The sequence below is a fragment of the Limosilactobacillus avium genome (genome assembly GCF_947381485.1).
Taxonomy (GTDB): domain Bacteria; phylum Bacillota; class Bacilli; order Lactobacillales; family Lactobacillaceae; genus Limosilactobacillus; species Limosilactobacillus avium.
The window spans coordinates 1-707 of sequence record NZ_CANCWN010000086.1 but is presented as its reverse complement, the minus strand read 5'-3'; the positions used below and the strand labels follow the sequence as shown (position 1 = coordinate 707).

Here is a 707-nt window from a genome sequence, read left to right as displayed (position 1 = left end):
GTGATCATCAAGGTTAAGTTATGAAGGGCGCATGGTGAATGCCTTGGTACTAGGAGCCGATGAAGGACGGGACAAACACCGATATGCTTCGGGGAGTGGTAAGTACACTTTGATCCGGAGATTTCCGAATGGGGAAACCCAACCAACTTAGTCGTTGGTTATCTGACTAGTGAATACATAGCTAGCAGAGGGAAGACGCAGTGAACTGAAACATCTCAGTAGCTGCAGGAAGAGAAAGAAATTTCGATTCCCTGAGTAGCGGCGAGCGAAAGGGGAAGAGCCCAAACCAGTGAGCTTGCTTACTGGGGTTGTAGGACTGAACAATGGAGTTACCAAAATGCGACGTAGTCGCAACAGCTGGGAAGCTGTGCCAGAGAGGGTGATAGCCCCGTAGACGAAACGTCACATTCTCCGTTCAGGATCCTGAGTACGGCGGGACACGTGAAACCCCGTCGGAAGCTGCGAGGACCATCTCGCAAGGCTAAATACTACCTAGTGACCGATAGTGAACCAGTACCGTGAGGGAAAGGTGAAAAGCACCCCGGAAGGGGAGTGAAATAGTTCCTGAAACCATGTGCCTACAAGCAGTCGGAGCCCGTTAATGGGTGACGGCGTGCCTCTTGCAGAATGAACCGGCGAGTTATGATTGCATGCAAGGTTAAGGTAGAAAAACCGGAGCCGTAGCGAAAGCGAGTCTTAAATGGGCG

At 51.2% G+C, this 707-nt stretch carries 1 rRNA gene; it reads left to right on the top strand.

Features of this window, described 5'->3' with window-relative positions:
- Positions 1 to 11 precede the first annotated feature (11 nt).
- Positions 12 to 707, top strand: a 23S ribosomal RNA gene (locus tag QOS01_RS10410); the annotation flags it as partial.